This is a genomic window from Achromobacter sp., assembly GCF_050285585.1.
In the GTDB taxonomy this organism is placed as follows: Bacteria; Pseudomonadota; Gammaproteobacteria; order Burkholderiales; family Burkholderiaceae_B; genus Achromobacter.
Genome location: NZ_JBLZXF010000014.1, coordinates 109,440 through 115,882, shown reverse-complemented (window position 1 = coordinate 115,882; position 6,443 = coordinate 109,440). Strand labels below are relative to the sequence as shown.

Below are 6,443 nucleotides of genomic sequence, written 5' to 3'. Positions count from 1 at the left end.
GGCTTGACCAGCAGCACCACCAGCATCAGCAGGAAGGGCAGGGTAGCCGCCAGGCTGGAAATCTTGACGGTCATCAGCCCGCCCACGCTCTCGGCCCACTCGCCTGCGCCGAACAGGCCGAACAGCGATGCCAGGCTGGCGTCGATGCCCACCGAAAAGGAACTGATCAGGCCGATCAGCAGCGACGCGATCATCGCGCCTTCGAGGGAGCCGAGGCCGCCCACCACGACGACCACGAACACCAGCACGCCGAGCTCCAGCGCCATGTTCGGATTGGTGGTGTAGAACGCGCCGGCGACCGCGCCGGCCAGGCCGGCCATGGCCGCGCCCACGCCGAACACGCTCATGAACACCAGCGGCACGTTGTGGCCCAGCGCTTCCGCCATGCGGGGGCGGTAGATGGCCGAACGCACCACGATGCCCACGCGGGTGCGAGACAGCAGCAGGTAGATGACGGCGAACATCGCCAGCGACACGCCGCCCATGAGCAGGCGGTAGAAGGGATAGTCCGCGTCGAACACGCGGAAGGCGGCGAAGTTCAGGAACTGCGGCACCCGGTAGTCGACCGGGAAATCGCCGTAGAACAGCTTGATGAGCTCGGCCACGATGAAGGCCAGGCCGAAGGTCACCAGCAGCTCCTGCGCGTGGCCGAACTTATGGACGCGGCGCAGGAAGAAGCGCTCCACGCCCATGCCCAGCACGCCCGCGATGATCGTGGCCAGCGCCAGCGCCACCCAGAAGCCGGTGACGGGCGTCAGCGTATAGGCGGCGTACGCGCCTATCATGTAGAACGATGCGTGCGCGAAGTTGAGCACGCCCATCATCCCGAAAATCAGTGTCAGGCCTGCCGACACCATGAATAGCAGCAGGCCGTAGATCACGCCGTTCAACAGCGAGACGGTAAAGTATTCCATGTCCGCTCCAGTAATTCTTTCGCCAAGACGGACCGTGTCTTGCGAGCGATTGCGCACCGGATTTTTCCGGCCCGCGCCGGGGGTGCGCTTATGTGTTTGCGAGAGGCAGCGAGGCGTCGCGCGCGCTGGCGGCCGGCCTAGCGTGAGCCGTCCGTCAGCGCGCGCGGCCCGTCAATTGGGACGCTGCATCTTGCAGGTCGCCTGGGCAGGCGCGGACACGTCGGCCGCGGCCAGGACCTTCACCGGCTCGAAGCCCATGTCGGTGCCGTCGGCCTTGTACTGGGCGTTCTTGCTGACCTTGGACACCACCATGGGCAACTGCACCTGGTGGTCTTCGGCGCGCATGGTGTAAGTGCCCAGCGGCGAGGTGTAGGTGACCTTTTCCAACGCGCGGGCCAGCTCCGGCACCGACAGCTTGCCGTCCTGCGGCTTGACCTGCTTGAGCGCTTCGCCCAGGAACGTGATGCCGATGACGGTCTGCGGCTCGGTGTAGCTGGGATAGTGGCCGGTCTTCGCCTTGTAGTCCTCGGCGAACTTGGCGCCCTCCTCGCCCGCGGCCTCGATGTTGTAGGGGTGGGCGATGTAGTGGCCCAGCGCGACATCGCCGGCGTTGGCCAGGTTGCCCACCTGGTCCAGGAACACGGTGGCGAAGCGGACCTTGAGGCCGGCGGCCTGCGTGGCCTTCATCAGGAGCAGCAGGTCGTTGGACCAGTTGCCCGTGATCACGGTGTCGGGGTTGGCCGAGCGGATGCGGGCCACGTAGGGGGCGAAGTCCTGGATCTTGTTGACTTCGTGCAGGGTCTTGCCCACGACTTCATAGCCGTATTGCTTGGCGAAGCGCTCCGTGGCGCCTTCCATGTCCTGGCCCCAGGAGTAGTTCTGGTTGATCGCGTACACGCGCTTGCCCAGCGTGCCGTCGGCCGACATGACCGAGGCCAGCGCCTTGACGCGCAGGTCGGCATTGGTGGTGAAGCGGAAATGATAGAAATGGCACTTCTGGCCGGTCAGCTCCAGCGCTTCGCCGCCCACGTTCAGGAATACGACTTCCTTGCCCGGGTTGCGCAGGTTGTGCTTGCGCACGTCTTCGGTCAACTGGCCGGAGATGGCCGACGAGGAGCCCTGCACCAGGATCTGCACGCCTTCCGCGGCGGCCGCGCGGAAGCGGTCGGAGGCGCCGACCGGGCCGCCCTGGTTGTCGAACTCGACCAGCTCCAGCGGCTGGCCGTTCCAGCCGCCCGCCGCATTGATGCGGTCCAGCTCATACTTGACCGCGGCGCGGAACATCAGGCCGGTCGAGGCCTGCGGGCCGGACAGCGTTTCGATCAGGCCGATCTTGACGGGCGCGGCCTGGGCCGATGCGGCGATGCCGGCCAGGCACAGCAGGCCGGAAGTGAAAGCCAACTTCATGTGTGTCTCCTCCGTGGGATGGGAGTGGTTGAGTCCGTGAATCAATCAAGCGCGCTTACCGCGGCTCTTGTATGCCCAGGAAGCGGGCAATTTCTGCGATTTGTCCTTCCAGCATGTAGAGGCCCGGATGCGTGCGGCAGCCGCGGGCGGCGGCGGCGCGCAGCAGGGGCGTGTCGACGCGGCTCATCACGGCGTCCGCGACGACGGTGCCGGCGGCCAGGGCGTCCAGCTGGAAAGGCAGGGGATCGGTGTCGTTCAGGCCCAGCGAGGTCGCATTGATGGCGATGTCGCAGGGTTCAGGGGAGGCGCTGCCCACGCTGATGGCCAGGCCGGGATATTGGCGCGCGAGATGGCCGGCGAAGGACTCCGCCTTGCCGGCGCTGCGGTTGTACAGGCGCAGGCTGGCCGGGCCGGCATCCGCGACGGCGCAGGCGATGGCCTTGCCCGCGCCGCCCAGGCCGGCCAGGTAGACGTGGCGCCCGGCGGGATCGTGGCCCTGGCTGCGCAATCCGGCCACGAAGCCCAGGCCGTCGAAATTGCCGCCGGTAAGCACGCCGTCCTTCAGGCGCACCGCGTTGACCGCGCCGCTGAGGCGGGCGGAAGGCGTCAGGGCGTCGCACAGGGCGGCTGCGTTTTCCTTGTGGGGGACCGTCACCACGATGCCGCCCAGGTTGGCCAGCCCGCGGATGCCGGCGAACAGGCCGGGCAGGGCTTCGGAAGGCACGTGGAAGGGGACCATGACGGCATCGGCGCCGCGTTCGCGCAGCAGCGCGTTGAGCCGCTGGGGTGTCTTGACGTGCGCGATCGGGTCCGCCGCGATGGCGTAAACGGTAGTGTTGCCGGTGATTTCCACCTGATTTGTCCCCTGCCGGTGCTGCGGCTCGACGCCGTGTATTGCTGACGCGCTTGCCTGAAAACGTCACTTGATTTACGCTTTCGGAATAAGTTGTCAGTCAACTTTATTAAGTTGTCCGATAAATCATAGGGCAAGCGTTTTTCCCGTGTCAAGCGGCCGATTCAGGAGTCCAATCGGGATTGCGGCACGCGCCGGGAAGCATGCCGGCCCGCCGGAAAAACGCCTCAGGAGACAGGATGATTTCGTTCGAAGGAAAGGTTGCCGTCATCACGGGTGCTGGCAACGGGATCGGTTTGGCCACGGCCCGGCTGATGGCCGCGCATGGCGCCCGGCTGGTGCTGACCGACATCGACAACGCGAGGCTGGAGGCGGTTGCGGCCGAGCTGGATCCCAGCGGCCAGCGTGTGTACACGCGCGCCCTGGACGTGTCCGCCGCGGCGGAATGCGAGCGCGTGTTCGAGGCCGCCGCCGGGCACTTCGGCGGGCTGGACCACCTGGTGCACTGCGCCGGCATCTATCCGGAGAGCCTGGTCAAGGACACCAGCGACGAGTCGTGGCGCACGCTGATGCGCGTGAACCTGGACGGCACTTTCTATGTCTGCCGGGCGGCGCAGCGCCATCTGCGCCATGACGGCTCGATCGTGCTGTTGACGTCTTTGGCCGCCCAGCGCGGCAGCTACGCCCACGCCGCCTATTCCGCGTCCAAGGGCGCGGTGCAGAGCTTCACGCGCAGCCTGGCCCTGGAACTGGCGCCGCAGATCCGCGTGAACGCGGTGGCGCCTGGCATCATCGCCACGTCCATGACCCATGACCTGATCGGGCAGAAGGGCGGGCAGTTGCTGGAGAGCACGCCGCTGCGCCGCTTTGGCACGGCCGAGGAAATCGCGGGATCGATCGCGTTCCTGTGTTCGCCGCTGGCCAGCTTCGTCACTGGCGAAGTCATGCAGGTCAACGGCGGCATCTACATCGCGTAAAGTCCCATTCTGCGGCAGCCGTTGCCGCGGTACGAGGTATTCCAATCAACAGACGGGGCCGCGGCAGCGCGCGCCCAGCAGGTTCCAACGAGTCCAATGCAGCCTACCCAAGAACAGGATCCGCCGCGCGCCGCGCCCAAGAGTTCGCTTTCGGCGGCGCTGGGCGATGCGCTGGCGGAACAGATCCGCCAAGGGGTGCTCGCGCCCGGCGATCGCCTGCCCACGGAAAAGCAGCTGACCGAAACCTATTCAGTCAGCCGCGCCGTCGTGCGCGAAGCGCTGGCGCGCCTGAAGTCCGAAGGCCTAATCACGTCGCAGCAGGGCAGCGGCGTTTTCGTCGATCCGAATTTCCAGAAGAACGCGTTCCGCATCGCCGCGCCCACGCCGGGCGACAATCAGGACCTGGAGCACATCCTCGAACTGATGCTGTCCATCGAGGTGACGGCAGCCCGCTACGCGGCCCAGCGCCGCACCGAGGCCGACCTGAAGAAGATGCGCCAGGCGCTGGTGGGCATGGAATACGCGTTGCTGAACGACAAGCTGGGCGACGAAGAAGACTACCAATTCCACCAGGCCATCGTGCAGGCCACGCACAACCCGCACCTGGTGGCGCTGAACGACTATCTGGAAGCCAATGTCCGCCGGGTCATCCGCAGCGCGCGCAACAACACGGCGCGCATGTACGCCGAGCGCATGGCGGCGGTGCAGAGCGAGCACCAGGCCATCTTCGCCGCCATAGACGGCGGCGACCCCGACGCCGCCGGCCAGGCCGCGGAGCAGCACCTGCGCAACGCCGCGGACCGCCTGCGGCTATTCCAGGCGGAACGCCCGGCGCCTGTCTAGGGCCTGTGCAAGGCTCGATCCAGGGCAGGGCGAGCCGGCCCTAGGCGAAGGTCTGCTCCATTTCGCGGCGGAACTGCACCGCCGTCGAGCTTTCGTCGTATTCCACGTCGCGCCAGCGGATCGCCTGCGATTGCCGCACGGGGTTCTTCAGTTTGACCTGGTGCGACAGCCCCAGCGGCAGATAGCCGTCCGCCACGGAATCGCGCGCCGGCATCAGGCGGCCGTACACCGTATAGCCGCCTTCGCCGTCCAGGATCTGGCCGGCGGGGAGGTCGCGCTTGGCGGTGGCGACCACGTCGCCGTGCCATCCTGCCGGCGCGCCGGTGGGTTCGCGTCGCAGGCCCACGCTGGCCACGCTGATGCCCAGCTCCAGCCCGATCAAGTGGTAGGGCTTGTACATGGCCGTGAAATTGCCGCTGGGATCCGTGACCAGCCCGTATTCCTTGAAGCAGCGGCGCACGTAATCGCTGTCGGCCGCCAGGGTCACGTAGACCCCCCAGCGCAGGTCGCGGAATACCGGCCTGCCGTCGCGCTCCAGCGACGAAATCACTTCCACCTGCCCGCGATGGTGCAGGATGCCGCCGCTTTCGCGCGGACGCAGCACGCGGGCCAGGTCGTCCACGCCGCAGGGAGGGAAGTGCAGGCCGGACGGCGAGGGGAGCAGCCCGGTGGCGTTGGATACGGCCGCCATTTCGATGGCGCTCTTGGTGCCGTCCAGGAAGCTGTTGAACATCTGGGCGTTGAAGTCGCCCGCCGCGACCATTTCGGCGGTGAAACCGTAATAGGGCCAGACGGTGTCGGGGGTGGAGGTATGGAACTCCGGCAGGTACTTGGTGCCCTTGCCCGCCGCCATGACTTCAAAGCCGCTGGCGCGCGCCCAGTCCACCATTTCGCAGATCAGGGCGGGCTGGTCGCCGTAGGCCAGCGAATAGACGATGCCTGCCTCGCGGGCCCGGCGGGCCAGCAGGGGCCCGGCCAGCGCGTCGGCCTCGACGTTGACCATGATGATGTGCTTGCCGTGCTCGCAGCAGGCCAGCACGTGGTTGATCCCCGCCGCCGCCTGTCCGGTTGCGTCGATGACGATGTCGACGTCGGGGCTGGCGATGATGGCGTGGGGATCGTCGCTGAAATAGACCTTGCCGTTCTTCAGGGCGTCGCCGGTGCTGGAGGCGTTCAGCGCGGTGGCGGGCCAGCCCACGCGGGTGAGCGCGGCGCGGGCGCGGTCCGGCACCAGGTCCGCCACCGCCACCAGCCGGATCCCCGGGGTGCGGGGAGCCTGGCTCATGAACATCGCGCCGAACTTTCCGGCGCCCAGCAATGCGACACGCAAAGGCTTGTGATCGGCTTCACGCTGCTTGAGCAGGCGGTGCAGATTCATGATGCGAGCTCCTCTCCGGGTGGGTGCCCACGGGCCCTGGGGCGGGCGCGGCAAGACAGGATAGCCCTAAA

6 protein-coding genes are annotated in these 6,443 nt (G+C 67.1%); 2 read left to right on the top strand and 4 right to left on the bottom strand.

Annotated elements, in window-relative coordinates; all coding sequences use genetic code 11:
• The 3 genes from ACN6PJ_RS19235 to ACN6PJ_RS19225 form a co-directional block, all read right to left on the bottom strand.
• Positions 1-914, bottom strand: a 914-nt coding sequence (locus tag ACN6PJ_RS19235; RefSeq protein ID WP_427997433.1) for a branched-chain amino acid ABC transporter permease, incomplete at its 3' end; no start/stop codon positions are given.
• A 171-nt stretch (positions 915-1,085) separates the two neighbouring features.
• Complete coding sequence (locus ACN6PJ_RS19230; RefSeq protein ID WP_427997432.1) at positions 1,086-2,321, bottom strand: branched-chain amino acid ABC transporter substrate-binding protein; 1,236 nt, start codon at positions 2,319-2,321, stop codon at positions 1,086-1,088.
• Between the two features lie 55 nt (positions 2,322-2,376).
• Positions 2,377-3,174, bottom strand: a complete 798-nt coding sequence (locus ACN6PJ_RS19225) for a shikimate dehydrogenase family protein (RefSeq protein WP_427997431.1) — start codon at positions 3,172-3,174, stop codon at positions 2,377-2,379.
• A 239-nt stretch (positions 3,175-3,413) separates the two neighbouring features.
• On the opposite strand from ACN6PJ_RS19225, the gene ACN6PJ_RS19220 reads away from it, so the two are divergent.
• The gene (locus ACN6PJ_RS19220) at positions 3,414-4,151 is read left to right on the top strand and encodes an SDR family NAD(P)-dependent oxidoreductase (protein WP_427997430.1); all 738 of its coding nucleotides are present in this window, start codon (positions 3,414-3,416) and stop codon (positions 4,149-4,151) included.
• 96 nt (positions 4,152-4,247) lie between these two features.
• Positions 4,248-4,994: a FadR/GntR family transcriptional regulator gene (locus ACN6PJ_RS19215; RefSeq protein ID WP_129241039.1), complete on the top strand. Its 747-nt coding sequence runs from the start codon at positions 4,248-4,250 to the stop codon at positions 4,992-4,994.
• 40 nt (positions 4,995-5,034) lie between these two features.
• Here ACN6PJ_RS19215 and ACN6PJ_RS19210 read toward each other — a convergent pair whose 3' ends face one another.
• Complete coding sequence (locus tag ACN6PJ_RS19210; RefSeq protein ID WP_427997429.1) at positions 5,035-6,372, bottom strand: NAD(P)H-dependent oxidoreductase; 1,338 nt, start codon at positions 6,370-6,372, stop codon at positions 5,035-5,037.
• Positions 6,373-6,443 lie beyond the last annotated feature (71 nt).